Origin of the sequence: Enterococcus sp. C63 (assembly GCF_040887215.1) — a bacterium.
In the GTDB taxonomy this organism is placed as follows: Bacteria; Bacillota; Bacilli; order Lactobacillales; family Enterococcaceae; genus Enterococcus_B; species Enterococcus_B hirae.
In genome coordinates, this window is record NZ_JBFOFI010000001.1 from 43,504 (window position 1) to 68,924 (window position 25,421).

Genomic DNA, 25,421 nt, shown 5'->3' on the forward strand with positions numbered 1-25,421 from the left:
GAGGTTGTTGAAAATCAAAAAATTTATAGCTTCCAAATTATCTAACAATCTAAGCAAACGCACAAAACAGTTTTTTAGTAAGCGTTTTCTGTTCCTGGTTTTCATGATATACTGTTTTTAAGTCAATCAAAAGGAGAATGAACATGAGAAAACAACGAGGTAGCTACTCGATATAGTGGAATGGATAGACCTATATCGAGTATGCTTTATCCAATCGACTATATCGCCGTCAACGATTATAAAATCATAATGACTGGAGCGATAAAAGATGATGGACCAATTAAAAAAAGAGTGGCTTAAAAGTGAGGAACAACAGAAAAATTTTACTGGCTGGGATTTTTCCTATTTAGATGGGAAATGGTCGTGTGAAGAGCCTCCGTGGGATTACCGGGAGCTTGTTTTAAATTATTTAACTCCAACTATGTCTCTATTAGATATGGGAACAGGTGGAGGTGAATTGTTACAAACATTTAACCATCCTTATGAACAGACAGCAGTAACGGAAAGGTATCCGCCTAATTACCAGCTATTATTACAAACGCTTGACCCTCAAGGTGTAACAGTAAAATTTGTGGGGGAAGAGGACGTATTGGATTTTCCAGATGATTCATTTGATCTAGTGATCAATTCTCATGAATCTTTTGCAGTAACTGAAGTGAAGCGTGTCTTGAAACCAGATGGGTTATTTATTTCTCAACAAGTAGGAGATTTCAACGGGTTGAATTTGGCTTCTCGTTTAATGCCAGAAGTAAGGAAAGAATGTTTTGATTTTCATCTTTCCTTAGTGAAAGCAGAACTAGAACAGCACCATTTTGGTCTTTTGTTTTGTGACGAAGCCTATTTGAATCAACAATTCTTTGATATGGATAGTTTGATCTTTTATGTACGGACGATTGAATGGGAGTACCCAGGATTTACAGTTGAGAAAAATTTCAAAGAGTTATTGGGACTTTATGAAGAGTTGAAACGACATGGTACGATTTATAATTTGCAACATCGTTTTGCTTTTGTTGCTCGTAATACAAAATAATGAACACATAAAAGTTACTACAAATCATTTTGAAATTCCTTATGGTGAGCAGGTGATTTAGCAAAAAAGAGGGGGTGCGTTATATGCGACCAAAATCAAAAGATGAATTGCTTGAAAAAGCAAACAGCCAATTCGATGATTTATGGAAATTAATTAACGGTATGAGTGAGGAAGATAGCAAGCAATCCTTTCAATTTAGTGAAGCGTTTTTGGCGAAAAAAAAGGAAGCACATTGGCGACGAGACAAAGACTTAAAAGATGTATTGATCCATTTGTACGAATGGCATTTACTATTGTTACTATGGCTTGAAAGCAACTTTAACGGAGAAGAAAGAAATTTCTTGCCTGAACCGTATAATTGGCGAACCTACGGGAAGATGAATGAAGAGTTTGTAGAAAAGCATCAAACAACTTCTTTAGTGGAAGCTGAAAACTATTTGAAAAAAAGCCATGAGCAAGTAATGAAAAAATTAGACGCCTTGAGTAATGAAGAGTTATTCCAGAAAAAGCAATTTGCATGGGTGGGGAATACCACATTAGGTAGTTATTTCATTTCTGCAACTTCCAGTCACTACGAATGGGCGATCAAGAAGTTAAAACAATCTCAAAAAAATAAATGAATAGAATCAATAAAAAAGCGAAGATCCTAAAGAGGGACCTTCGCTTTTTAAACAAGCTATTTTATATTAGTACCAACCGTTTGCTTCCCAGAAAGATTTAGCTGCTTCCCATGAGCCATAACGAGAAGATACGTATTGTTCAGCAACTCGTTCTTGGTTTGCTGCTGAATAGTCACCATTTAAGTAAGAAGAATCTAATTGGTAACGTCCGATGTAACGACCGTTTGTTGCTGTATAAGAACCGCTAGATTCTTTTTGAGCGATCCATTCTTTCGCTGAGCTTGTGTTTGTTGTCGCTGGTGTTGCTTGTGCCGCTGTTTGCGTTGCTTGAGCAACTGGTTGAGCAGGTGCTGCTTGTTGAACTGGTTCTTGCTTCACTGGTTGTTCAGCCACTGTTTTTGTTTGAGCAGGCGCTTGGTAAGCTGTTTGTGTTGTTGCTGCTTGTTCGCCTGTTGGGATTGTTAATTGTTGACCTGAATAAATCAAGTTGATGTTTGAGATTGAATTTTTTTCTGCAATAGTTTGGATCAAGGAGTTATCACCAACGTATTTTTGAGAAATCGTTGATAGCGTATCACCTGATTGAACGGTATAAGCTTCGTCCGCATGTGCAGATGTTCCCATAAAGAATAGTGCGCCGGCAGTCAAAGTTGTTCCTAATAGTAATGTTTTAAGTGATTTCATGTAAGATCTCCTTCATAAATTTAAAAATAGTTTTGTTGTGACCAACGAGGAATACTTTACCATGGGAAAATATTTCATAGGTAAAAGCTCTATGACACTTTGTAACAAAGATACGTTTTTTGTAACAAACAGATTATCATAAAATGTGAAAAACAATGAGAAAACCGTCATAAACGTTTAAAATAAACCACTAACAAGGACAATTGATGAGAAAAATAAACACTAGAAACAAGTAAAAAAAAGATACATTTTTTGAAAATAAATACGAAATAATTGAAAACAGCGAAATTTTTTTTAAATTTAGCATGAGATGTTACAATAATAGAAACAAGGAGGCGATAACATGAGTAAGAGATATCAAAAAATAATGGTAGCTGTCGATGGGTCTAAGCAATCAGAACAAGCTTTTTTGGAAGCGCTAGATTTAGCGAAAGATAATGAAGCCGAATTATTTATCGTTTCGATCATCAATAAAGTAGAGTTGACACATAGCGCCTACGCATTTTCAAAAATCTATGCAGAAGAAAAACAGAAGATAGAAGTCGAAATGTTAAAAAAGATCCATGATGCGAAAGAATATGGGATCAATGACATCCATGCCATTGTTGAAACGGGTGACCCACGTAACTTGATTGGGACGGTGTTTCCACAACAAGAAGCGATCGATTTGATTGTCATGGGGGCTACTGGTAAAGGAGCAATCCAACAAGCTTTAGTCGGCTCTACAGCTTCTTACGTTGTTACTCATGCGCCCTGCAGTGTGTTAGTGGTCAAATAAGGAGGGGAAAGAATGGTACGTCCACAAGAGGTTACAGCTCCTAAAGAAAAAATTGAAATTCTCAAAATTTTAGAAGATGGTACGCAGACGAAAAAAGGTTATTCTGTTGCTTTAGTGAAATGGTCAGGCAAAACAGCGATTGCCTTACGCTGGGATGGTGATAGTCTGCAGGAGAAAGGATTTCCTGTCACTGTAAATGGGTACCATCCAGCTTGGTTCGTTTTGCCAGATCGATTAACAGATCTTTATAGTAGAGACTATCGGGAGTACCAAGAGTCGATCCGATTTATCACGTCAAGTGATCAAAAAGAATAGCTTATGTGCTGCGGAAGAAAGTTCATTGTGTGAAAGAATCGTAAACATTCAACATTGAGATAACCTTTTATATCAACAGGTTCCTAATAACTGAAGTAGGTGAAAAGATGAGTGCTGGTGATGTATTGAATGAAGTCAAGCAACTATGTAAAGAAAAGAAGTACGAAGAAGCAAAAATTTTGATTGAATCAAATAAAGAATTGCTAGAGGACAAATTTTCTGTTGCCCAACAGTTTATTGATTTAAAACAAGCATCAATCCTTGAACGGTTCAAATCTTTCTTTGGTGTAAATGAATGATCAAAAATGAGTGTGAAAAAGTGGGTGCTCACTTTTTTCACACTCATTTTTTGTTCGATTGTTCACAATCTATACACACACTAATCTTGTTTATTTAATAAATAAAATATCCAAAGTATCAGTATAATGACTGAAATAACTAAACTAATGACATGTCTAATTAAGACAGAAGGGATTTCCCAATGGCGGAAAGAAAAGATTTGATAAGTAAAATAGATGCTTGGAAGAGAAACAAGTAAAACAGATAGTTTCTTTTTTGTCCAATTTATGTAATAGAAAAGAATACTTAGCATGATGAAAAATGGAATGTAAAAAACAAGCTGACCAATCGCAATCACGAGAGTGCCTCCCAGAATAATAATGATATCTGATACAAAATAACATTTTGTATCAAATGATGCAAGTATTTCTTTAATTGATAACCAAGAAGGACATACAAAGGTTTTTGATTAACAAGAAGTTTCTTGCTATAATTGATCCGAAAGAAAGGATGAAATTTTCATGGATCAAGTAATGTTAGAAGTTGATTTACATTTAGTAAACAATATACGTGTGATTTACTATGTGGTCAGTAATAGTGTAGAAAAAAGAGTACTGATGAATAAAATCAATGGTATTCTGACGAAAAAAGGTGTATACCAATTCAGCAGTAGCGAAGACAATTATTATAGTATACCTGTTGAAAAAGTTTTATATACAACGGTAAATGTCAGAACAGACCTAGATACAAAAGTAGATCATGAACCAATTTTTACTACGTATTGATTGTGACGGAGGAGAACAATGAATCCATACGAAGCACTTATCCAAGAATTGATTGACGGAAAAATTGAAAAAATTGAGGTCAAAAGAGAAGAGGTCATGCTTTTTCGTGAAGCGTGGCTAAAATTAGAGAATCGTAAATATGTCGTAGGTAAGGCATTATTGAACGGGAATGTAGTTTATCATTATGATCCAACTAGGCTGTATTAATTACAAGAAATTAATCATATGGCAAAATTGTTGCTCATGATTTTATTATTAAAAAAACGCTTGAAATGGTTTTAGCCATTTTGAGCGTTTTTTAATATTGAGCATTATTTAGAACAAGGGTGAGCAAAAGCTTTTGTGCCAAAGTAGGAGAAAAATCTCCAACTAGAGGCGGATGAAGCCGTTTATTTTTATGGATATAATGAAATAAAAATAGGAGGTAGAAAAATGAAAGTAGTAAAAGTAGTTATTGGAACGGTATTATTTGCAGGAGTCGCATTAGTGGGCTTGAAGTTTTATACGCAAAATTCCCACGATGAGATGGCAGGTGTGGTAGACCAATTAAATCCGTTGGTAACAAAAGGAGAGGTATACGTTAAGACGAAAAAACCAGATGAAGTCAATTCATATGGAACAGCGACTTATATCCAAAAAGCTGCCGATCAGGAGGGACATAAACGAACGATTGAATTTACAGGTTTATCTATTTTAAAAGAAGGACATTATTTAAAGATCATTAATAAAGGCGCTCACGTCGAGTCATATGAAGAAGTTGACAAAAAAGAAGTACCTAAAAAAGCATTAGCTATCATTGGATAAATATAATTTTATTATGTAAACTTAAAGAGAATATAAAAAAACCAATCAGAAACTCAGTTTTCTGATTGGTTTTTTTATTGGGATGGTAGGGTTCGAACCTGCAATTGCTTGATTCAGAGTCAAGTGCCTTACCAGTTTGGCTACATCCCAATCAAACAATTTGATCATAGCACGACACAAAGAAAATGCAAGAGATTACTCTTTATCCAGCATTTTTTTGACAGTGATCATTCGTCTTTCTAACTTCTTGATTAAACCAGATGGAAGTGGGATTAAATTGGCAATTGATAATGTATTAGAAAGTAACTGAAATTCTTTTAGTGGAGCATCGATGATTCGATAGATCGTTGCCAAACGTTCGATGTATTCAAAATGTGTATAGTTTGTTTGTGAGATTAAAAATTTCAATAAATCAATCGCTTTTGCATAATCTTTCTCAGAATAATAGGCTAATGCTTGACGATAAAGTTTGATCTGTAACTCATTGAGTGAAACTGGGCTATAGCGATCCGTCCATTCCTTGACGGAAACTTTGGTTGGTGTATGGCCATTTACATCACGAACGAAAATAATCGGAATTTCATTAGGATCTATTTTTTTATGAATTTTTTCCATTTCCCTCAATCCTTTCCATCATATTTAGCTAGAGTATAATGTATTTTTTATAAAAATACTAGCTTTTCTCTAAAGTCAACATTTGACCACCCATTGAGGTGAAAATTGCCTCAAAATCTTTGATTGCTACGGGTCTATTTTTTTCTCCATAAGGATCATTTACATAAATATTGTCATTATCATAACCAGTAACTACACAGGCATGGTTTAATGGTGTCACTTTTACTTGCCCATTGTTTGTTTGCCAAGTAACGAAATCAGTATCAGTAGGCACTTGGAAATCTAAAGTAACGGAGGCCCACACAGGCTTTCCTTGTTGTAAAGCTTTCTTAATGTCATTGATTGTTGCATCGGTTTTTGGAAGAGTATGATAATCTGTTTTTACGATTGTCTGTGCCAACGAAGCGATAGGCGGGACATAGACGCCCATTGCCCAATCTCCACCGCTGATGTCCCCAACAAACCCTTCATTAGGATCGCCATGTGTACCATCAGCATTAAAAACAGGAACGTAATTCAATTGTTGAGCTAACTGATTTTTAGAAGTCTCGTAACCATAATAAGAAAGCAGCATGGACAGTGAAGTGACTTCACAGCCATTTCCTAACGCTGGCTCGGTGAATTGGCTTTCCAAGGGGACATCAAGTAAAACTTGTTTTTTAGCATAACTACTCACTTTTTCAGTATCCTTTCCAACATTGTGTGAATGGTGAAAATAAGTGGTGGCAGAAAAAATAACGAATAATAGGACTGCCACGAATAATATTTTTTTACCAATGAATCTTTTCATAATAATTCCCCTTTTTTCTGATATTTACATATTATAATGCTTTTTTTTAAAAATAAAATAAAAAATTTGACATGTTGTTTTCCAAAGTTAAAATAAGAAGACAAAAGTCCTGAAAAATCACAGGATCAATAGCCGAATAATTTTTTTTAAATTGAAAAAAATGTTTCGATTTATTGATAGTTTTTAATTGTGAAAACGAAAACAGTACGCTATAATGCCAGTAAGGTCGAAATAAATCGCAGGTCAAATAACAAATGTTTTTAGATGATGTTTATTTGAAAGAGCAATTACTGTTTGAAAAAAACAGTTACCTTATAAAAGAGCTTGGTAGTTTAGGAGGATTTTGATGACGGAAGAAATGATTAATTTAGGAGAGCAATATTCATGTAAACCGATTGGGTTTACAAAAGCAGTTATCGGAGAAGTTGTTTCAAAAATGACGAATTGTGCCGTAGTCAAAGTTGCTCAATGCGCAATGGAAGATCAAGAGTTATTAGAAGAAAAAGCAAGTATGGTTGTTGCAAAATACGAAACATTTGAATAAGAAGAAATGATTTTGGACGTACAGTAACGAAATCGGTACTGTATGTCCTTTTGCTTGTAATTTTTATTTCTTTTTCGAGTATTTGGAAAGAGAAAAGAGGTGTAGTTAGATGATTAGTATATTTACTTTACTATTATTTTTATTTGTCTTTGTTATGTGTTTGTTTTTATGGTTGGTACGTCGAGAAATCGTCTATCGAACGGTTAGAAATCGCTGGGTTTACTTAGTCGTGCCTTTTCTGGCAATCTTAGTTCTTTGGTTTACGCTGGTTAGTCAACCAACTGCAGATGAATTGGCAAAAGGGGTCTTGTCAGCGCTAATTTTCATCAGCTTTTTGCTAGATAGTCGTGGTATAACAGAAGATGGGCTTGTTCTAAATAGCTTTGATAAAAAAGGTGTTCCTTTTTCTGAGATCAATAAAATCGTTTTGTATCAACCGGAAGGATCTTCCATCATAAAAATGAATTTCTTTCGTAACGGTTGGCGTGGCCCCATGCTGAAATTTTCTGTATCAATGGAAGAGTTGGTCACTTTTTTAGCACAGCATTTAAATGATGATGCCGAAATTGATATTATGATCGATTCTGATCAAGAGTAAGTTACTTTAGAATAAGAACAAAGAACGATAGTGAGCGATATATGGGATGAACCTATTTCGGAGTCGCATATATAATAAGAGACTGAGGCTAGTATTAGCTCGGTCTCTTTTTTCTTTGCCTTGCAGACGCTAGATTATACAGCATTTCAAAATGATTCTTCGTATGAGAAAGAGTTTGTTTATTTATTTTTGAATCGTTGCGATCACTTTTATAATAACATTAAAAAAATTGTTTCACTAATTTGATATATATTAGCTCTATTATAATGAAAGGACTTTTAATTTTAATGAAGAGGATAAAACTCAATTTTTTCAAAATTATATTCTCACTATTCATTTTTTCGATCTCTGTTTTAAAAATAAATAGTGAACTTTCTACCATTAGGTTAAGCAAAGTGTTACAAACAATTAGTAATGAATCTATCTTAAAAATTTTCAGTTTGTTTTTAGTAGGTGCTTTAGGCATTTTTATTCTTTGTCTCTACGACTTTGCATTGATCCGAAAATTGAAGACGATGAAAATTTCTAAAATAAAACTATTAAAAATCAGCTGGATTGCCAATTCATTCAATGCAGTTTTGGGATTTGGTGGAATTTTTGGTGCCAGCGTACGTTATAATTTCTATAAAAACTATATTGACCAAAGCAGAGTAAACCAACTAAAAAAAGCGATTTCGCTATTATTGATCTCATCTATTTCTGGTGTGGGTGTATTATCTGCAATGGTGCTGCTAAATGTTTTTCCAGAAAGTCATTTATTAGAGGGAAATGATACGATCAAGATTGGTTTAATTGTCAGTGCTTGTTTGTTGCCTCTATATATCGGCTACATTAGTATCAAACCGCCACTTCCAGCTGCGAGATGGTTAGGTTTACAATTCACGATCGTATCAACGATTGATTATCTCACTTCTGGTATTGTGATGTACGTCGCGTTTCGTTTTCTTAACTTGCAGGTTCAATTCGTTGATATGGAAAGTATTTTTATTTTAGCAACGATTGCTGGAATTATTAGTATGGTACCAGGTGGTTTTGGTGCGTTTGATGTCATTTTCCTTTTAGGCGCTACACAGGAGCTGCAGATAGATAAAGAAGCAGTATTGATGGCGCTGATTCTGTATCGTTTAGCGTATTACTTCATTCCACTATTGTTTGGTTTATTGTTCAGTGTGAGTGAAGTTCAAATGCTGATTAGTCAAAAAATCAGCAATAATCAATTTACGATTCTTACGAAGGAATTTACGACAGTAGTATTTTCGATTACGCAAGCACAGATGAAGCAAATTGGAAGAACGCTCAGCACAACCATTTTTCTATTTTGTTCATTAACATTTTTATTTGATTCATGCATTTTATTTTTTGAATATGCATATATGGGAATGAAGTCGGCTTTTTTTATTGCGCCAATTTACGTATGTCTGAGCATTTTATTACTGACAGATGTTGTAGGGATTTATAAAGGGGCGATTGATACTTGGGAAATGTTGCGTTTCAAACTGATGTTATTAGCACTTTGTCAGTTTTATCTTTTTTGGGAAGACCAAAGTTTGACAGCCCTCTTATTAACAACGGTATTATTTGTAGATACTCTTTTTTATAGGAGATGGTTAGAGGTCGAAGTCATCAAACAAAGTGTTTTAGAAAAATTGATTTGGACTTTAGCGTGTCTCTATGTATTTGATAGTCTAACTGAAATTTTTCCGATATTGCCTAGACAATCATTCTTTATTCTGAGTGGAACGACACTATTATTGCTTTTACTTTCTGGGCTATGGTCAGTTATACACCGAAGAAGAAAAAGGAAATCATTAAAGCTTGATTTAAAGCTATTAGATGATGCTGAATATCGAAATTTCTTAGAACAAAATGGTGGAAATCACTTAGCTCATTTAGGTTTTTTAAAGGAAAACCGAGTTGCGTGGTGGGAAGATGTTGCAGTGATTTATCAAGAAAATAACCATTATCTCTTTATTTTAGGTGATCCAGTTGGTAAACAAGAAGCCATTTTTCCTTTTTTGAAAACTTTAGTGTCTAAAGCGAATCAATTAGGCAAACGAATTGTTTTTTATCAAGCTTCCACACAGTACCTTAGTTTTTATAATGATCTAAATTGCAAATTTTTCAAGTTAGGAGAAGAAGCAGTCATTGATTTATCTGAGTTTTCACTATCAGGGAAGAAGAAGAGAGGGTTTAGAGCAACATTAAACCAAATGGAAAAACTAGGGTATACGTTTGAAATCATCGAACCGACAATTGTTTCAGAGTCATCAGAAAGCGTGGGCTCAATTTCTTCGGAATTTTCACCAACATCACAGTTATCCCATGATCGTGAACTGTTGTCAGAATTGAAAGAAGTATCTGATCAATGGTTAAGGTCAAAAAATGAGATGACTTTTTCTGTCGGACGATTTGAGAAGGAATATTTAAATTGTGCAGCAGTTGGTATTATAAGAAATCAAGAACAAAAAATTGTTGGCTTTGTTTCCATGATGCCAACTTATACTAATGAGACCATTTCAGTCGACTTGATCCGTTGGTCTATCAGTGAAGAAGTGGCAATGATGGATGCTCTTTATTTATATTCCATCCTATGGGCTAAGGAACAAGGTTATCAAAAATTCAATTTAGGAATGGCTCCGTTCTCTTCTACTTATAAAAACACAATTAATTTAGAGAATACGTTTATTTACAGCGTCTATAATAATACTCAGTATTTGTATTCATTCAAAGGGTTAAGGAAATACAAAGAAAAATACAAGCCTCAGTGGGCTGCAAAATATCTCGTTTACGAAAATAAAACCTGGGTGTTGAAAAACTTATATGCTTGTTATAAATTAATTCATTCAAAATAATAGAAAAAGATGATAATCGTAACAAAGCCATCAGGAAGAGGTTGAGACAAAAGTGTTTAGTATCAAGAAATAAGAAGGAATTTCCGGAAATTGACAAGAAACACAAAAACTCATTTTATTCGTTTTAGAGATACTAGAAGAGACTGAGACAACTTTTGTCCCAGTCTCCATATTTTCTAATTTTTTAAGATCATTAAAGGTATCTCTAAATTTTTTAGTGAAATTTGATAGAATTTATTAATAGGCAAGTCTAATAGAACGCATGAATAGACTATTTTAAGATTTTTATGTAATTAATGTAACAAGTCCTTCTGGTTAAAGGTAGGATAAAAGAAAATTGATAAAGAGCTCAGGGCGACCTTCGCCCCGAGCTCTTTATCTTTAGTAGTTTAATATAGATAGAAATGGTATCACAGAGTGAACATTAAACCATAAGCAGACACTTTTAAGGAGTTGAAAAGCTATTTTAAAAATGTGCACTTATTGTTCAAGTTAAAGCACGCTATTCACAACCATTAAAGTATTGGGCTAAAAGTTGGTTATTACATAGAGGTTTTAGTTAAATACACGGAAACGATCTTCGTCGTTCATATATTCTTTTTCTCCAGCTGGTGTTTCTGGTGAGCCAAACACTAATTGAGAACGTAGTTTCCAATTAGATGGGATGTTCCATTCTTTAGCGACAGCTTCGTCAATTACTGGATGGTAATGTTGCAAGTTAGCTCCTAAACCTTGTTCTGTTAAGGCTACCCATGTATTTGCTGTAGCAATCCCATTTGATTGTTCTGACCAATCTGGGAAGTTGTCAGCATATAATGTAAATTGTTCTTGGAGATTTTTGATGATATCTGTATCTTTAAAGAACAAGACTGTTCCATAGCCTTTTTTGAAGCCAGCTAATTTATTTTGCGTATTTGGAAAAGCTTCAGCAGGTGTCAATGGGCGAAGAGCTTCTTCGGTCATTTCCCATAATTTTTCGTGAGCATCTCCAAAAAGAATGACTGCTCGTGTTGATTGTGCATTAAATGCAGTTGGACTTTCTTTGATTGCTTCTTTGATCAAAGCTGTTAATTCTTCATTTGATAGTGTTACGTTACGTCCTAAATCATAGATAGAACGACGGTTTTGCAAAGTTGTTGTAAATGTTGTCATGGTGAAATCTCCTTTAGTTGCGATCTGCATATTTTATGAGTACAAACGAAGTATATCACCTTACAAAAAGTAAGTGAAATAATATGCTCACAAAAAATAAGTAAATTTTTTAATGAATATTAAAATAATAGAGGTTATTTTAGTTAACGTTTCCATTGTTGTTAAACTAAGTAAAACTCGATCATTTTAAAATAGCAATATATAATTATTAAATATCTGTTTATTTTTTATTATCATTTTCCCATTAAATTTTATTCGTTTTTATAGAAAATAAGTATATATTTCTTAAATAAGTTTTTTAGTTAAATTTTTCAGTGAATATTTATAGTATTTTCTGAAAATTTAAAGAATTGGGGTATGGATTATGGAAAATCAACAAGACAAGGGCTTCTTCGGTCAGCCGAAGGGGTTGTCAACATTGTTCTTCACAGAGATGTGGGAACGATTTAGTTATTATGGTATGCGTGCGCTGTTGCTTTACTACATGTACGATACTGTAGCAAACGGTGGACTTGGATTACCTACCGCAACAGCATTAGCAATTATGTCAATTTATGGTTCACTGATTTATATGTCTAGTATCATCGGTGGTTGGGTTTCAGACCGGGTACTAGGTGCAAAAAGAACTGTTTTCTTCGGTGGAATATTTATTATGCTTGGACATATCGTCTTAGCATTGCCATTTGGTGTTTCCACTTTATTCGTCTCAATGGCTTTGATTATCTTTGGGACAGCCTTTTTGAAACCAAATGTTTCCGGAATGGTTGGACATCTTTATTCAAAAACTGATTTAAGACGAGATGCCGGCTTCTCTATTTTTTATATGGGGATCAACTTAGGTGCGATGTTAGCACCGATCATCGTAGGAACGATCGGACAAGAATACAACTACCATCTTGGCTTCTCATTAGCTGCAATCGGAATGTTCTTTGGACTGTTACAATACGTGATCCAAGGACGTAAAACGTTGGATGGTATAGGAACAGTTGCTCCTAACCCATTAACAGCAGCAGAGCGTAAAAAATTCATTCGTAACTTAGTCATTGCTTTAGTTGTGATTGTAGCAATCTTTGGTGGCGCACAAGTCACTGGACATTTAACCATTGATTTCTTTGTCAATTCAATTAGTGTTTTAGGTATTCTTTTACCGTTATACTATTTTGTTAAAATGTTAACAGCTAAAAATGTTACAGCAGAGGAAAAACCAAAAGTATGGGCGTATATCCCATTATTTTTAGCAGCAATCATTTTCTGGTCGTTACAAGAACAAGGATCTTCCATCTTGGCTCTGTTTGCACAAGAACGGACACAATCAACATTGTTCGGTATGAATATTCCAGCTAGTTGGTACCAATCATTGAATCCGATTTTCATCTTCGTCTTGACACCAGTATTCGTTACATTGTGGACGAGATTAGGAAAACGACAACCATCAACCGTAGTGAAATTTTCACTAGGATTATTATTTGCTGGGTTATCTTTCTTATTAATGATGTTACCAGGCATGCTTTATGGCACAGATAGTAAAGTAAGTCCAATGTGGTTGATTGGCAGCTTCTTCATTGTCGTAATCGCTGAATTATGTTTATCACCAGTTGGCTTGTCTGCGACAACAAAATTAGCACCTAAAGCTTTTGAATCACAAACCATTGCTATCTGGTTCTTGGCAGATGCTTCTTCACAAGCGATCAATGCACAAATCGCGCGTTTCTATACACCAGGTACTGAATCTGCTTATTTCGGGATTGTCGGTGTCGTAGCAATCGTCGGAGCAGTTGTATTGTTTATGATCAAAGAACCAATCAAAAAATTGATGGGTTCCATTCATTAAACCAAATGAAGTTATAAAAGAAAGCACCAAAGTTAGTGGAAATAACTAGCTTTGGTGCTTTTTTTATATGGATAAGTATAAGAAATAAGTAAAGGATAGCGATTGATGGATGTGAATCGCAAGAAGTAGTCTTAAACTTTTTTTGAGAGGATTTGGTAAAATAATCTCTATAAGCGCAAACAATAATTTCTAAAAAAATAGGAGAAAGAACAAATGTTCAGTTGTTTTTGGTATAATGAATGAGGAATGAATCTAAGGAATAAGGAGAGGGAAAATGTCTTTACAATTTATTCTCGGGACAGCCCGAAAAGACCACCGTACAGCGTTGATTGATGAATCAGTCGAATGGTTAGCAAAAGATAGCATACACCAGGTATTTTTCCTTGTACCTAACTATAATAAATTTGAACAAGAACAAGAAATCTTGACAGAGCTGCGTCAAAGAAGTGGCAAAACTTCATTTAGTACAACGAATGTCCAAGTCTTTAGTTTTTATCGTTTAGCGTGGTATTTGTTGCAGCAAACAACGTTATTGTCTGGTAATGAACTTTCAGAATCTGGTTCGGCAATGATCTTGCGACAGATCCTAGAAAAAAATGAAGAAAATTTAACGATTTTTCGGGGAGAAATCAATAAAAAAGGGTTTATTCGCCAGTTGCAAGAACTGCACAATGAATTACGTATTGGAAATATTTCACCTGAAGATCTTGTCTTTTCAGAACTAGCGGATACGGTAAAAGCTGAAAATCAACAGTTGAAAATGAAAGATCTTCAATTGATTTTTACAGCTTTTGAAGAAGAATTAGTCCAACGTGCGCTGCAATCTGAAGATGCTTTGACCATTTTGGCAAATTATCTGCAAACGCAAGACATGTCCAAGGTGAAATTTATCGTTAGTGGTTTCACTCGAGTCAATGCGCAAGAATATCAATTGTTACAGGTCATGATGGAAAAGGGACAGCTAGTGATTGATTTGCTTCTTGATCGTCCTTATATCACGGATATGCCTGAAGTGTTGACATTGTTTCATGAAACAGGAAAGCTCTATTTCCAACTGATCAACAGTGCCAAAGAACGAAGAGTGCCGGTTTTAGTGGAAAAATTTGCCCCAGAACATGAAAGACCGCTTGCACTCATGCACTTGCAAAAAATGTGGGAAGAAACTTCTAGCAACAAAAAAAGCCAGCCGCTGAAGGTTGGGCAACAAGAGGCGTTGAGAATTTGGGAAGCAGAGAACGCCACCGAAGAAGTCAGACAACTAGCTGTGGAGATCCGTCGTTTGGTCAGCGAGGAAAATTATCGCTATCGTGACATTCAAGTGTTAACGAAAGATATGGCGTTTTATGGTAACTTGCTACAACCTGTTTTCAAAGAAATGGCGATTCCTTTTTATATTGATGAAGAGCAGTTGATGGAGAATCATCCATTGATCGAATGGATCAATAGTTTATTCGCTTTAGATCGATATGCCTATCGTTTGAATGATATCATGCGTTTTTTCAAAACTGAATTATTCATTTGTGAAGCGGATGATACACTAGACTTAGCCAGTTGGCGTGAGCAAAGAAATCAGTTCCGAGCAAAATTAGATGTCACAGAAAATGTAGCACTTGCTTATAACTATCAAGGTTCATACTGGACGAGAGAAAAAGATTGGCAGTTCGTGTCTTACGATTTTGAAGCAGAACAACTGGAAGATGTTCAAGAATTAGAAAAACGCTCGAATGATATTCGGCACTTCTTCAAAGAGAAAGTCCCAACATTTTTTGACAAGATAAAAAAATGTAAAAATGGACAAGAAGGCGCGACGGTCTTTTATCGTTTTTTGGTGAACAGTGGCGTACAACAACAATTAGTTTTTTGGCGAAATCAAGAAATTGAACGAGGCAATTTAGCAGCAGCCCGAAACCATGAGCAAACATGGGGGGCGTTGATTGATTTACTGGACGAGTATTCGCTCATTTATGGGGAATCTGAATTTGACTGGCATTTGTTTCAGGAAATCATTACCAGCGGGTTAGAAAATTTAAGTTACGGGAAGATTCCTACAGCAATCGACCAAGTACGCATCAACCGCTTGGAACTGGTACGATCAAACCAGGCGAAAGTCACGTTTGCCATTGGCTTGAATGATCAAGTATTTCCTGATCGGCACGAAACGAAAGGCTTGCTTTCTAGTGAGGAAAGGGAAACGTTGAATGCTCGTTTAGCGGAAGAGAAATTTTTATTTGATCCCGCAAAAGAGAACTTGTCTTTTGAACCATTGCAAGCCTACTTGGTGTTTGCTTCAGCCACTCAGCGTCTATACCTCAGTTACGCTCAAAGTTATGATACAAACACGTTGAAAATCTCTCCTTATTTGAAACGAATCATGGAATACTTGATGATCCCAGCTGAAAGAAAAGAGCATTTGGTTTTAGACAGCGATCCGAGTTGTTATATCGGTACGTATCGTAGTGGGATCAATACAATCAATCATATCTATCGTTTAGCAAAGGAAGAGAAGAAAAAAGTTCCGGTGTATTGGCGCCAACTAAGAGAGCAGATCTTGCAATCACAATGGCGAAATTTTGCATTGCGCATTTTTGAAAGTCAAGAACATCTGAATGTCCCGGTGTCATTACCTAAAAAGATGGCAGAGGAACTCTATGGTAAAGATATTTATACCTCTATTTCCAGATTAGAAAATTTCTATAATTGTGAATATAAATATTTTGTCCAATTTGGTTTGAAACTGAAAGAACGAATGGTCTATGGTTTAACGCCGGCTGCTACAGGTGATTTTTATCATGAATCACTAGATCGTTTCTTTAAATTACTATTTTCAAATCAGATATCGCTAGTAGAAATGACCGATACACAACGTAAAGAGTTTACTGAAAAAGTCTTGCAAGACGTCTTTGGCGAGTTACGCTTTGAAATTTTAGATAGTTCAGCTCGAATGAACTATATTCGTTATCAGTTAGGACAAACGATCCAAAAAGTAGCTTGGGCATTACAAAAGCAAAGTAAAAATACAGGGATGAAGCCCCTTCAAACAGAAATATTGTTTGGCCAAATTGCGGGCGCTCAAGGTATCCCAGGGTTGGAATTACCACTGAATAATGGAGGGAAACTACATGTTCGTGGGAAGATTGATCGTGTGGATGTTGCTGTTGAACAAGCGGATACCTGGCTTAGTGTTGTCGATTATAAATCAAGTGGACGTTCCTTTGATGTCACTGAAGCTTACTACGGGATGGCTATGCAACTGTTGACTTATCTAGACGTGGCGTTGATGGATGCTGTCAAATTGACTGGAAAAGCATTGGTTCGACCGGCTGGTTCCTATTATTTACATGTCCATAATCCGATTTTGTCTGAAGCAAATGAAATTGAAAAAGAGACATTGAAAAAATTCAGTTATGACGGCATCTTTGTCGATGAACCTGAGTTATTGGAAGTATTAGATCATTCACTGGAAGCAAAAGAGAACTCTTTGATTTATCCGATCAAGAAAAATGCGAAAGATGTCTATCAAAAGGGAAGTTTTAGTAAAGAAAAATTCTATACAGAACAGGAACTCCAACTTTTTATGGCGCATAATCGTGCGAATATGCGTTTAGCAGGGGATAAAATCACGTCAGGGGAGATCAAACTTAATCCAGCTTACAAAGACAAGGAGCGGCTTGCTTGTCAAATGTGTCCTTTTAGAAGTGTTTGTACGTTTGATGTGATGTTGCAAGAAAACAATTATCACCGTTTAGAAAAATTATACAAGGAAGAAGCCCTGCGAAGAATAGAAAAAAGGAGTGAGGAAGAATGACCAAAATTCCTTTGAGACCAGAAAACGAACGATTCACTGACGAACAATGGCAAGCCATTTTTGATCAGGGAGATAACTTGCTGGTATCAGCTTCCGCTGGTTCTGGAAAAACCACAGTGCTTGTCCGTCGAGTAATCGAAAAACTAAAAATGGGGTTCAATATTGATGAACTTTTGATCGTGACGTTTACAGAAGCGGCAGCGAAAGAAATGAAAGAACGGATCCAAGAAGCTTTACAAGAAGCAGTCAATAGTGAAAGCGATCCGGCACGCCAACAACATTTCACGAAACAGCTGATTTTATTGCCGAGTGCTAATATTTCTACTTTACATGCTTTTTGTTTAACGGTTATCCGCCGATTCTACTACTTGATCGATATTGATCCAGTTTTTCGGATGTTAACGGATGAGACAGAAACGATCTTAATGAAAGAAGATGTTTGGGATGAATTACGCGAGGCTTGTTATAGCGAAGATCGGGAAGAGTTTTTCCAATTAACAATGAATTTTTCAAATGATCGTTCAGATGATGGATTGACCAATCTGGTTTTCTCTCTTTATGAATTTGCGCGAGCGAATCCTGATCCCAAACGTTGGTTAGATCAATTAGTGGATAACTATCGTTTAGATGATGGATTAGCTCATTCACCATTGTACCAAGAACAATTGCGACCACTTCTACTTAAAGATATGGCACAAAGTGTGCAACTTTATGAAGAAATGGTTGGATTAGCGCAAGAAGAAGGTCTGGAAAAAATGTTGGAACAAGTTGCAGGAGAAAAAGAACAAGTCCAACGCATTTATGATCACTTATTACAAGATCAATTGCCGGAAGCCTATACGGGTTTAGAAACATTGACTTTTACTACTTTTAAAAGCAGTCGCAAAGCAGAGCTGAAAGAACGTTCAGCCGAAGTTAAAAATTTAAGAGATCAGGCGAAAAAAATCATTCAGAAAATTGGAAAAACATATTTTCCGATTTCTCCTGAACAATTGACCGAACGGACGAAAAAAGCTGCTGTCCTAGTGGAAGAGTTGACGAATGTCACCAAACGTTTCATGGATGGCTTTAGCCAACGAAAAAGAGAAAAGGGAGTAGTAGATTTCAATGATTTAGAACATCTTGCTTTGCGAATCTTGACGACCCAAACAGAAGAGTCATGGCTTCCAAGTGAAGCATCAAAGCTTTATCGTAAGCAATTCAAAGAAGTAATGGTCGATGAATACCAAGATATCAACCAGTTGCAAGAAGCTATCCTTTATTGGCTTAGACAGCCTGATCCGACAAATGGCAATTTATTCATGGTTGGGGATGTCAAACAGTCGATTTATTCTTTTCGACTAGCTGATCCTAGTTTGTTTATTGAAAAATATGAAGCATTTGCAACAGCTGAGGGTGGAAGACGGATCATTTTGGCAGAAAACTTTCGTTCCCGAAAGGAAGTCCTGTCATTTACCAATCTAGTGTTCCAACAATTGATGGACCCTGTTGTGGGACAAATCGCTTATGATGATGCTGCACAATTACGATTAGGATTTCCTGATTTCCCCGAAGTCGATCGCTTTGAACCAGAACTATTGATTTACGAAAAAGAAGAAGAGCCAAACAGCGACTTTCCAATTGATGAGAATCTGGAGGACAAAACAGAAGGTGAACTCTTTATGACGGGCTTAAAAATCCGCGAACTGATTGATGAAAAATTCCTGATCTATGATAAAAAAATGAAACAGAATCGTCCAGTCGAATATAAAGATATCGTACTTTTAACACCTACAAAGAAGAATAATCTGACGATATTAGAGATCTTTAAAACATTGGATATTCCTTTAGAAATGAACGATGCCCAAAATTATTTTCAATCTACGGAGTTGCGTACGATGATTTCTTTACTCCAATTGATTGATAATCCATATCAAGATATTCCATTGGCAGCCGTTTTACGTTCACCGATCGTAGGACTGATTGAACCAGAACTGGCACAGATCCGTTTAGCTGATCGAACGCATACCTATTATGATGCGGTGCTGGCTTACCAAACAGCAAATCAGAATGAATTAGCTGATAAATTGCGCCATTTCAATGACCAACTCGAATTGTGGCGGGAACTGGCTCGGCGGTCTTCAATCACTGACTTGCTGTGGGAGATCTATTTACAAACCGGTTATTTAGAATATGTAGCAGGTTTACCAGCCGGTGCCCAAAGACAAGCAAACCTTTATGCCTTAGCTGATCGTGCGAAAGCGTATGAACAAAGTTCGTTTAGAGGGTTGTATCAATTCGTTCGCTTCATCGAAAAGATGCAGGAAAAAGACAAAGATTTAGCGGAGCCGGTGATTTCCTCCAGCGATAATGCTGTTCGGGTCATGACAATTCACGCAAGTAAAGGCTTAGAATTTCCTATTGTCTTTTTATTAGATATGACCAAACAATTCAATTTGCAAGATTTAAAAAAGCGATATGCTTTTGAAGAAAAACTAGGTGCGGGGATTCGTTATATGGACCCTGATACTCGGGTGTTGTATGATACCTTGCCTTACCAAGCAATCAAATCAGCCAAACAAAATAAGTTATTGTCAGAGGAGATGCGTAAACTCTACGTTGGTTTGACCCGTGCGGAACAAAAATTATTTATTATCGGCTCGTATAAAAATAAAGAAGATACCTTGAAGAATTGGTCAGAAGCTTCTGAACAAACCAAATTAGTCTTAGAGCCAACGACTCGATTAAAAGGGAATAGCAGCTTGATGAGCTGGATCGGTCTTAGTTTGATGCGTCATCCATTGATGCAAAACTATTTTGCCGAAGCAACCATTCTTTCAGAATTAAAACACTCTGATAGCCAATTTGCGATTACTTGGATGAATCAACAATCTCTGCTTGAAAAAAGGCAACGTTTAATAGCGCAAGAAAACGATGCTGCTGAAAATAATGACGTGGATCAAACACCACTATCACCTGCTCTGAAAGCACGACTCGATTATCGTTATCCTTTCAAAGAGTCAACGCAAACCACAAGTTATCAATCGGTCTCTGAAATTAAACGTTTGTTTGAAGATCCAGATGATACGCTTGATGCTAAACTTGTCTGGGAAAGTAATGAAACAAGAGGGTTAAACCGCCAATTCCGTTATACGCAAGATACATTGGCTGAACCACGTTTCTTACAAAAAACGCAACAGGTTTCAGCTGCGGCAATCGGAACTGCAACACACTATTTATTGCAATTGCTGCCATTAGAAATGCCGACTACTGAGTCGATCCAAGCATTGCTAGATGAATTAGTCAAAAAGCGTTTAGTGGATCAAAAGGTAGCCAAAAAAATTGATTTTTCTGCTATTCTTTGGTTTTTTGAAACCGAGCTAGGAAAAGAATTGATCAAGCAAAAAGCGCATGTCAAACGGGAACAACCGTTTTCGATGTTATTACCTGCAGAACGGGTCTTTGAACAATACCCAAATGAAGAAGATGAATTGCTGATCCATGGGATTGTCGATGGTTATATCGATTTATCCACGACGATTCAATTATATGACTTTAAGACGGATTTCATTTTAGATCGCAACGATGAAACAGCGATTGATGCTGTCATTCAAAAATATCGTGGGCAATTGAATCTCTATCAACAGGCGTTGACAGAATCATTAGAAAAGCCTGTCACAGATGTCTTTCTTGTCTTATTAAGTGCAAAGAAAATAATAAATATTAATAAATAATAATAATTGAGCAACTAGGACTTACACTTTGTAAGTAATATGCTATACTCTTAGCAAAGAGGTGAGTAAAATGGAGCTAACACAGACAGAGTTCACTTTATGTCCTAAATTTGAAAAGACCTTTTCGATTTTAGGTAAAAAATGGAATGGGCTGATTATTGATGTATTGCTTGAAAATGGTCCGCAACGCTTTGTTGATCTCGCAGCTAAAATACCTATGGTGAGTGATCGGGTTTTAGTTGAACGATTAAAAGAACTTGAAAAAGAAAAAATTATCGCCAGAAACTTCTCATGTAAAGAGTCCAGCCGTTCAGAATATATGTTAACTGAAAAAGGAGCGGATCTTCAAAAGGCCATTGTTCAGTTACAGGTTTGGAGTGAAAAATGGGTGACAGAAGAAGAATGCAGTTGATTTTGGAAGTGAAATCTTGTAAACTGGCATTAGATGAATAGCTAAAGAACGTTGACGAAAAAGAGTAGTTTGGCTAAACCAGTCCAGGGAGATCTGTCATAGACTGTAAGCAGATCCTGAGTTTGAAAAATGAAGTTCACTTTCTGAGTTCGTCTGATTTATTCAGACCGGCAAATGTCGTTAAAAAAATAAGTGTACGGTTTTGACCGTAAATTAGGATGGTAACGCGAAGACCTCGTTCCTTTGTAGGAATGAGGTCTTTTTTGTATTTGAATTTGAAGGAGGAAATAGGGAATGTCTCTACAAGCCCAATTAGAAAGCTTGAAAGAAGCCACAATCGTTAAAATAGCGACAGCACGCGATTTAAAAGAATTAAATCAAATTCGTGTAGAAACTTTAGGAAAAAAAGGACCAATCACCGAAGTTTTACGGGGAATGAAGGATCTAAGTCCTGAAGAACGTCCGAAAGTTGGTAGTTTTGCCAATGAGATTCGTGATCTGTTGACAGCAGAAATTGAACGTAAAAAGCAAGCGTTAGAAGAAGCGGCACTTGCAACAGCTTTAAGCAAAGAAACAATTGATGTGACCTTGCCAGGACGACAAGTCAAACAAGGAAACCGCCACATTTTGACACAAATCATGGAAGAAATCGAAGACATCTTTGTCGGAATGGGCTACCAAATTGTTGAAGGGTATGAGGTGGAGTCTGATCATTATAATTTTGAGCGAATGAACTTACCAAAAGACCACCCAGCTCGTGATATGCAAGATACTTTTTATATTTCAGAAGAGATCTTGATTCGTACGCATACCTCACCAGTACAAGCACGTACGATGGAAAAACATGACTTTTCAAAAGGTGCACTTCGAATGATCTCACCTGGGAAAGTATTCCGTCGTGATACGGATGATGCTACTCATAGCCACCAATTCCATCAAATCGAAGGATTAGTGATCGATGAAAATATTACGATGGGTGACTTAAAAGGCACTTTAGAAGTCGTAATGAAGAAGATGTTTGGTGAAGAACGTGAAATTCGACTACGTCCTAGTTATTTCCCGTTTACTGAACCTTCTGTTGAAGTGGATGTCAGCTGTTTCAAATGTGGTGGCGCTGGCTGTAATGTCTGCAAGCACACCGGTTGGATTGAAATCTTAGGAGCTGGGATGGTTCATCCAAATGTATTGAAAATGTCAGGAATCGATCCGGAAAAATACTCTGGTTTTGCTTTTGGCCTTGGCCCAGATCGAGTAGCAATGCTACGTTACGGTGTCAATGATATTCGTAATTTCTATCAAAATGACTTGCGTTTCTTAAGTCAGTTCAAAGGGGAGTAAAAAGCATGTTAGTTTCTTATAAATGGTTAAATAAATATCTTGATTTGTCAGCAGTTACGCCAAAAGAACTAGCTGATAAAATGTCAGTGACTGGGATCGAAGTGGAAGGAATCACGGTTCCTGAAGAAGGCTTAAAAAAAATCGTAGTCGGCGAAGTCAAGGAATGTGTGCCACATCCTGATTCCGATCATTTATCGATTTGCCAAGTGGATATCGGTGAAGAAGAACTTTCACAGATCGTTTGTGGCGCACCTAACGTGAAGGCAGGGATCAAAGTCATCGTTGCTTTACCTAATTCACGGATCGCAGGGAATGTAAAAATCAAAAAAGGGAAAATGCGTGGTCAAGTTTCTAATGGAATGATTTGTGCCTTACAAGAAATTGGCTATCCAGATAGTGTTGTTCCCAAAGAATATGCTGAAGGAATCTACTATCTTCCACAAGAGGCAGTCAATGGAGAGCCCGTCTTTTCTTATTTAGACATGGACGATTCAATTATCGAGTTATCGATTACACCGAACCGCGCAGATGCTTTATCTATGCGAGGAGTAGCATATGAAGTGGGGGCGATTTATCGTCAAACACCTCATTTTGCAGAGGAAGAATTAGTAGAAGCAGCACGTCCGGCAAAAGACAAAATCAAGGTGACAGTCGAAGATCCAGAAGCTGTGCCTGCTTATCAAATTCGAATCATTGAGGGCGTAAAAATCCAATCTAGTCCACAATGGTTACAAAATATCTTGATGAACGAAGGGATTCGACCAATCAACAACGTAGTAGATATCACAAACTACATCTTACTGTTGTTTGGACAACCATTACATGCGTTTGATTATGATCGGCTGGGATCACAAGAAATCGTCGTTCGTCAGGCAAAAGCAACAGAAAAAATCGTTACGTTAGATGGCGAAACACGTGAGCTAACACCCGAAAATCTCGTGATCACTAATGGAGAACAACCAGTCGCTTTAGCAGGTGTGATGGGCGGCTTGGATTCTGAAATCACTGAGACAACGACTACGGTTGCTCTAGAAGCAGCTTTGTTTGATCCAATTTCGATCCGTCGAACAGCGAAACAATTCAATTTAAGAAGTGAATCTTCTGCTCGTTTTGAAAAAGGAATCAATCAAGCAACAGTTGCTGAAGCATGTGACGTTGCTGCTGCAATGATCGTTTCGTTAGCAGGCGGTGAGGTTCTTCAAGGTGCGGTTGCTGGTTCGACTTATCAAGTAGAAGATGTAACAGTAACGATCACTCTCTCACGAATCAATCATTATCTAGGAACTGACTTAACAGTTAAGGAAGTAAATGAGATTTTTGAAGCACTTGGCTTTGGCTATCAAAGTGAAGGGGAAACGTTCACCGTTACTGTTCCTCCTCGTCGCTGGGATATCAAGATTGAAGCGGATATTATTGAAGAAGTTGCTCGTATCTATGGCTATGATCGCTTGCCTTCCAGATTACCAAGTGGAGAGACTGTTGCAGGAAGTTTGACCCAAGAGCAATCAACAACACGCAAGATCCGTACATTACTTGAAGACAGTGGTTTACATGAAGCCATCAGCTATGCTTTGACAACGGAAGAAAAATCTCGTCAATTTACAATCAAAGATTCCTTAGTTACACGTCTTGATTGGCCAATGAGCGAAGACCGTTCTGTCTTACGAATGAACTTGATCAGTGGGTTACTGGATAATGTGAACTATAACGTAGCTAGAAAAAATAGTGATGTCGCTTTTTATGAAGTCGGAAGAGTCTTCTATCAAGAAAACGATCCATTGACTCATTTGCCGCAGGAAGTGAAACATGTTGCTCTTGCATTGACAGGTACTTGGCAGGATAAAGGTTGGCAAACTCAAGCAGAAGTAGTTGACTTCTATACGATCAAAGGTCTTTTAGAAAACTTGTTTGAACAATTAGGAATAGCAACAGACATTTCTTATCAAGCGACTGATAGTTTGAAAGACATGCATCCAGGAAGAACAGCGGAAATCTATTTAGGTGAAACAGTGATTGGATTTGTTGGACAGGTTCATCCGAATACAGCTAAAGAATACGATGTTCCAGAAACCTATGTTGCAGAATTTGACTTGAGCTCAGTGATCGAAGCTGCTCAAAAAGGGATGACTTTCCATGCGGTGACAAAATTCCCTTCCGTTTCTCGTGACATTGCGATGTTAGTTGCAGAAACAGTAACCAATCAAGAAATCGTAACGGTTATCCAGTCTGCTGCAGGTAAGTTCTTAACAGACATCCAATTGTTTGATGTGTATCAAGGAAAAAATATCGAGGAAGGACATAAGTCAATGGCTTACAGTCTGACATTCGAGAATCCTGAAGCAACAATGACAGATGAAGAAATTAACCGATCAATGACTAAGATCGAAAAAGCACTAAGTGAAACAGTTGGTGCAAATATTCGTTAAACTGTAAAAAAAGACGCCCTCACAAAGAATGAGGACGTCTTTTTTATTCA

22 protein-coding genes and 1 tRNA gene are annotated in these 25,421 nt (G+C 36.6%); 17 read left to right on the top strand and 6 right to left on the bottom strand.

The features are described 5' to 3' along the window. The first annotated feature begins 268 nt into the window (after positions 1-268). Together AB3H90_RS00200 and AB3H90_RS00205 are read left to right on the top strand one after the other, a co-directional pair. Positions 269-1,030, top strand: a complete 762-nt coding sequence (locus AB3H90_RS00200) for a class I SAM-dependent methyltransferase (protein ID WP_368015912.1) — start codon at positions 269-271, stop codon at positions 1,028-1,030. A gap of 83 nt (positions 1,031-1,113) precedes the next feature. Beyond that, positions 1,114-1,650 (top strand): ClbS/DfsB family four-helix bundle protein, encoded by a 537-nt coding sequence (locus tag AB3H90_RS00205; RefSeq protein WP_368015913.1) that lies wholly within the window; start codon positions 1,114-1,116, stop codon positions 1,648-1,650. 66 nt (positions 1,651-1,716) lie between these two features. Here the strand turns inward: AB3H90_RS00205 and AB3H90_RS00210 are convergent, their stop codons facing one another. Then, the gene (locus AB3H90_RS00210; RefSeq protein WP_010737411.1) at positions 1,717-2,334 is read right to left on the bottom strand and encodes a LysM peptidoglycan-binding domain-containing protein; all 618 of its coding nucleotides are present in this window, start codon (positions 2,332-2,334) and stop codon (positions 1,717-1,719) included. 343 nt (positions 2,335-2,677) lie between these two features. Between AB3H90_RS00210 and AB3H90_RS00215 the strand changes: the two genes are divergently transcribed. The 3 genes from AB3H90_RS00215 (at position 2,678) to AB3H90_RS00225 (ending at position 3,726) form a co-directional block, all read left to right on the top strand. Beyond that, positions 2,678-3,112, top strand: a complete 435-nt coding sequence (locus AB3H90_RS00215; protein WP_010719320.1) for a universal stress protein — start codon at positions 2,678-2,680, stop codon at positions 3,110-3,112. A 12-nt stretch (positions 3,113-3,124) separates the two neighbouring features. After that, positions 3,125-3,427 carry a hypothetical protein gene (locus AB3H90_RS00220; protein ID WP_010719319.1) on the top strand — a complete coding sequence of 101 codons (303 nt, stop codon included), beginning with the start codon at positions 3,125-3,127 and terminating at the stop codon, positions 3,425-3,427. Between the two features lie 107 nt (positions 3,428-3,534). Next, on the top strand, positions 3,535-3,726 hold the full coding sequence (locus tag AB3H90_RS00225) for a hypothetical protein (protein WP_010719318.1): 192 nt from the start codon (positions 3,535-3,537) through the stop codon (positions 3,724-3,726). 80 nt (positions 3,727-3,806) lie between these two features. Here the strand turns inward: AB3H90_RS00225 and AB3H90_RS00230 are convergent, their stop codons facing one another. After that, positions 3,807-4,064, bottom strand: coding sequence for a hypothetical protein (locus AB3H90_RS00230; protein WP_010719317.1), 258 nt, complete (start codon positions 4,062-4,064; stop codon positions 3,807-3,809). 163 nt (positions 4,065-4,227) lie between these two features. Here AB3H90_RS00230 and AB3H90_RS00235 point away from each other — a divergent pair, with 163 nt between their 5' ends. The 3 genes from AB3H90_RS00235 (at position 4,228) to AB3H90_RS00245 (ending at position 5,295) form a co-directional block, all read left to right on the top strand. Next, entirely contained in the window at positions 4,228-4,491 is a 264-nt protein-coding gene (locus tag AB3H90_RS00235) for a hypothetical protein (RefSeq protein ID WP_368015914.1), read from the top strand. Between the two features lie 18 nt (positions 4,492-4,509). Continuing rightward, a complete protein-coding gene (locus tag AB3H90_RS00240; protein ID WP_010719315.1) occupies positions 4,510-4,698 on the top strand; it encodes a hypothetical protein in 189 nt (62 codons plus the stop codon). 225 nt (positions 4,699-4,923) lie between these two features. After that, positions 4,924-5,295, top strand: a complete 372-nt coding sequence (locus AB3H90_RS00245; RefSeq protein WP_088775782.1) for a YxeA family protein — start codon at positions 4,924-4,926, stop codon at positions 5,293-5,295. Between the two features lie 77 nt (positions 5,296-5,372). Here the strand turns inward: AB3H90_RS00245 and AB3H90_RS00250 are convergent. From AB3H90_RS00250 to AB3H90_RS00260, 3 genes are all read right to left on the bottom strand, one after another. Further along, positions 5,373-5,445 (bottom strand) — tRNA-Gln (locus tag AB3H90_RS00250). Positions 5,446-5,490: 45 nt separating this feature from the next. Then, entirely contained in the window at positions 5,491-5,910 is a 420-nt protein-coding gene (locus AB3H90_RS00255; protein ID WP_010737477.1) for a hypothetical protein, read from the bottom strand. A gap of 58 nt (positions 5,911-5,968) precedes the next feature. After that, positions 5,969-6,700 (bottom strand): C39 family peptidase, encoded by a 732-nt coding sequence (locus AB3H90_RS00260; RefSeq protein ID WP_010737478.1) that lies wholly within the window; start codon positions 6,698-6,700, stop codon positions 5,969-5,971. 346 nt (positions 6,701-7,046) lie between these two features. Between AB3H90_RS00260 and AB3H90_RS00265 the strand changes: the two genes are divergently transcribed. The 3 genes from AB3H90_RS00265 to AB3H90_RS00275 all read left to right on the top strand — a co-directional run bounded on the left by AB3H90_RS00265 (position 7,047) and on the right by AB3H90_RS00275 (position 10,694). After that, the gene (locus AB3H90_RS00265) at positions 7,047-7,244 is read left to right on the top strand and encodes a hypothetical protein (RefSeq protein WP_010719311.1); all 198 of its coding nucleotides are present in this window, start codon (positions 7,047-7,049) and stop codon (positions 7,242-7,244) included. A 109-nt stretch (positions 7,245-7,353) separates the two neighbouring features. Continuing rightward, positions 7,354-7,842 (top strand): hypothetical protein, encoded by a 489-nt coding sequence (locus AB3H90_RS00270; protein ID WP_094940446.1) that lies wholly within the window; start codon positions 7,354-7,356, stop codon positions 7,840-7,842. Positions 7,843-8,237: 395 nt separating this feature from the next. Next, positions 8,238-10,694 carry a phosphatidylglycerol lysyltransferase domain-containing protein gene (locus AB3H90_RS00275; RefSeq protein WP_368015915.1) on the top strand — a complete coding sequence of 819 codons (2,457 nt, stop codon included), beginning with the start codon at positions 8,238-8,240 and terminating at the stop codon, positions 10,692-10,694. A gap of 555 nt (positions 10,695-11,249) precedes the next feature. Here AB3H90_RS00275 and AB3H90_RS00280 read toward each other — a convergent pair. Continuing rightward, the gene (locus tag AB3H90_RS00280; protein WP_368015916.1) at positions 11,250-11,846 is read right to left on the bottom strand and encodes a nitroreductase family protein; all 597 of its coding nucleotides are present in this window, start codon (positions 11,844-11,846) and stop codon (positions 11,250-11,252) included. Positions 11,847-12,210: 364 nt separating this feature from the next. Here AB3H90_RS00280 and AB3H90_RS00285 point away from each other — a divergent pair, with 364 nt between their 5' ends. From AB3H90_RS00285 to pheT, 6 genes are all read left to right on the top strand, one after another. Then, positions 12,211-13,677, top strand: a complete 1,467-nt coding sequence (locus AB3H90_RS00285) for a peptide MFS transporter (RefSeq protein ID WP_010719307.1) — start codon at positions 12,211-12,213, stop codon at positions 13,675-13,677. A 274-nt stretch (positions 13,678-13,951) separates the two neighbouring features. Then, the gene (locus AB3H90_RS00290; RefSeq protein WP_368015917.1) at positions 13,952-17,482 is read left to right on the top strand and encodes a PD-(D/E)XK nuclease family protein; all 3,531 of its coding nucleotides are present in this window, start codon (positions 13,952-13,954) and stop codon (positions 17,480-17,482) included. Then, positions 17,479-21,195, top strand: coding sequence for a helicase-exonuclease AddAB subunit AddA (gene addA, locus AB3H90_RS00295; protein ID WP_368015918.1), 3,717 nt, complete (start codon positions 17,479-17,481; stop codon positions 21,193-21,195). Before AB3H90_RS00290 ends, addA begins: the two co-directional genes overlap by 4 nt. Positions 21,196-21,265: 70 nt before the next feature. After that, a complete protein-coding gene (locus AB3H90_RS00300) occupies positions 21,266-21,607 on the top strand; it encodes a helix-turn-helix domain-containing protein (protein WP_010719304.1) in 342 nt (113 codons plus the stop codon). Positions 21,608-21,901: 294 nt separating this feature from the next. Next, on the top strand, positions 21,902-22,945 hold the full coding sequence (gene pheS, locus AB3H90_RS00305; RefSeq protein ID WP_010719303.1) for a phenylalanine--tRNA ligase subunit alpha: 1,044 nt from the start codon (positions 21,902-21,904) through the stop codon (positions 22,943-22,945). A gap of 5 nt (positions 22,946-22,950) precedes the next feature. After that, a complete protein-coding gene (gene pheT, locus AB3H90_RS00310) occupies positions 22,951-25,371 on the top strand; it encodes a phenylalanine--tRNA ligase subunit beta (RefSeq protein ID WP_368015919.1) in 2,421 nt (806 codons plus the stop codon). Positions 25,372-25,421: the final 50 nt, after the last annotated feature.